Source organism: Candidatus Phytoplasma sp. AldY-WA1, assembly GCF_020312115.2.
Lineage (GTDB): Bacteria > Bacillota_I > Bacilli_A > Acholeplasmatales > Acholeplasmataceae > Phytoplasma > Phytoplasma vitis.
Genome location: NZ_JAHRHX020000081.1, coordinates 1 through 2133, shown reverse-complemented (window position 1 = coordinate 2133; position 2133 = coordinate 1). Strand labels below are relative to the sequence as shown.

Here is a 2133-nt window from a genome sequence, read left to right as displayed (position 1 = left end):
AAACAAAAAAACTGAATATTAAAATTGTTTTTTTTTTTTTTGTTTTATAATCTTAATTATTATTAATTAATAGTCTTACTGTTATAAAAAAATGTAAATGTTTTTTTAACTCTGCATATTTTTAAAATATCTTTTCTATAAAAAAAGACTAGTTTGTTTTAACTAGTCTTTATAGGTATTAAAAATGAATTTATTTACAAAAATTTATAAAAGTACAACCAGTTTGTAATAAAAGCGAGAAATACAAATACTCGATTAAAGGAAAAATATAAAAAAATGAAATTAAAACAATTTTTTAATAATATTAAAATCATGTATAAAATTTATAAATTTATCAGATATAATAAAAAAATTATTTTGACAATAATTTCGGTACTAATTTTAATAATTACAACATATTTTATTTATGATTATAATAAAAAAGATTTAAAAAAAGCTGAATATGATGTAGAAGAATTAAAAGATGACGAAGACGAAGATGTATTCGAAAACTCAGTTACGTCAAAAACATCGATCATAGAACCAAAAGTTGTAAATCCAAATTTAATTAAAAACGAAGAAAAAAAACCAAAAATATTTTACCGTCCAGATGGCAAAACTGTTCGGAAAATTGAAGAATATAACAAAAACGGCCAAAAAACTAAAGAAAAATTCTATCAACCCGACGGCAAAACTATTATGTTTATTGACGAATACAACGAAAACGAAAAATTAGTTAAAAGGACATCATACCAAAACGATGGCAAAACTATTATTTTTATTAACAAATACAACGAAAACGAAAAATTAGTTAAAATGACATCATACCGAAACGACGGCAAAACTATTAGTTTTATTGTCGAATACAACGAAAACGGCCAAGAAACTAAAACAACATGGTACTAAACCGTATTGTCCCTACAATAAAACTATTTTGTACATCAATGAATACAACAAAAACGAAAAATTAGTTAAAAACATTATACAAGACGACGGTAAAACTATTTCGGCAATTCACGAATACAACGAAAACGAAAAATTAGTTAAAACAAAATTCTACCAAGACGACGGCAAAACTATCAAACAAATCAACTAATACAACGAAAACAAAAATTAGTTAAAACAACATTCTACAACCCTGACGGAATGGAAAAAAAATAATATGAAAAATACAAAAAAACAAATAAAAAATAAAATAAACGTCTGCACTTACATTTTTTTATAACACCGCGAACACATATAAATTGTTTTTTTTTTTTTTAAAATAGAATTAAATTAGTTAAGTAATAAAAAAATTAAACTTATTATTTCGGAAAGTTAAAATTTTTTTAACTTAAACTTAAATTTAAAAAGATATTGGATAAACATAAATGACAGGAATTTTAAATAAAAAAACAATAAATTTAAAAAATTTATTATTTTTATCTATTTTATTTATTTTAATGATTTTAAATTTTTCATTTATTAAAGTCAGTGCTGATAACAAAAATACAGTTGATGATTCACAGGACAATTCAGTTAAAGAACAATTAAGACAATTAGCAAAAGAATCTTTTAAGGAGTCAACTATATCAAAGAACAAACAAAAAGAATTGATTAAAGCATCAACAGAATCGGAACAAATATTAGAAAAATGCAAAAATAAAGATGTCAAATTATTATTTGATGACATGGGTATAAATTTAATTAAAAAATCTGATGAAATGTACAGAAAAAATTACGAATTAGGTCTAGATATAAACACTAAATATAATTTCGAACCAGAACAAATGGAAAAATGTAGACAAATAGGTTTAGAGATTTTAGAAGGAAAAACAGAATCTATAACAACATTAACAAATAAAGAAGCAGAATGTGTAAAAATAATAACAGAATCTATAATAGAACAATCAAAAATTGCGAACCAAACATTTCATAATTATACAATAGCTATAAATGATTTAAACAAAAGAATAAAATCTTCACAAACAGCAAAAAATCCAGAAAAAGAAATTAAGCAAGCAATAGCAGAATGTAAAAAAACATTAGAAGAAAAACCCACAAGAAATATAGAACAAAAAACAGTAAAAACAAAACAAACAGTAAAAAAAGATGAAGAAGAAAAACATGAAGATGAAGAAGAAGAACATGAAGATGAAGAAGAAAAACATGAAT

The 2133-nt window shown here is 22.8% G+C and carries 3 protein-coding genes; all 3 read left to right on the top strand.

What is annotated here, in order from left to right; genetic code table 11:
- Positions 1-276 precede the first annotated feature (276 nt).
- Complete coding sequence (locus KTO59_RS04065; RefSeq protein ID WP_284928780.1) at positions 277-885, top strand: DUF2963 domain-containing protein; 609 nt, start codon at positions 277-279, stop codon at positions 883-885.
- Complete coding sequence (locus KTO59_RS04060) at positions 836-1075, top strand: DUF2963 domain-containing protein (RefSeq protein WP_445083524.1); 240 nt, start codon at positions 836-838, stop codon at positions 1073-1075. Before KTO59_RS04065 ends, KTO59_RS04060 begins: the two co-directional genes overlap by 50 nt.
- Before the next feature lie 274 nt (positions 1076-1349).
- On the top strand, positions 1350-2133 hold a 784-nt coding region (locus KTO59_RS04055), incomplete at its 3' end, for a hypothetical protein (RefSeq protein WP_284928778.1).

What these genes read in the sequence shown, in the direction of transcription:
- KTO59_RS04065 (WP_284928780.1), top strand. Translation starts at nt 277, where the DNA reads ATGAAATTAAAACAATTTTTTAATAATATTAAAATCATGTATAAAATT.